Origin of the sequence: Burkholderia sp. Ax-1720 (assembly GCF_011753035.1) — a bacterium.
GTDB lineage: Bacteria > Pseudomonadota > Gammaproteobacteria > Burkholderiales > Burkholderiaceae > Burkholderia > Burkholderia gladioli.
The window spans coordinates 1-202 of the sequence record NZ_VWWK01000481.1 but is presented as its reverse complement, the minus strand read 5'-3'; the positions used below and the strand labels follow the sequence as shown (position 1 = coordinate 202).

Genomic DNA, 202 nt, shown 5'->3' with positions numbered 1-202 from the left:
GAAGCGACGTTGCTGTTGGTCGAGCTGAGGCCGGTGGACAAGGAGCCGATGCCGGTCGAGGTCGAGCTGGACAGCGAAGCGACGTTGCTGTTGGTCGAGCTGAGGCCGGTGGACAAGGAGCCGATGCCGGTCGAGGTCGAGCTGGACAGCGAAGCGACGTTGCTGTTGGTCGAGCTGAGGCCGGTGGACAAGGAGCCGATGC

1 protein-coding gene is annotated in these 202 nt (G+C 64.9%); it reads right to left on the bottom strand.

Features of this window, described 5'->3' with window-relative positions; genetic code table 11:
* Window positions 1-202, bottom strand: a 202-nt coding sequence (locus tag F3J18_RS37775) for a hypothetical protein (RefSeq protein ID WP_205195750.1), incomplete at both ends; no start/stop codon positions are given.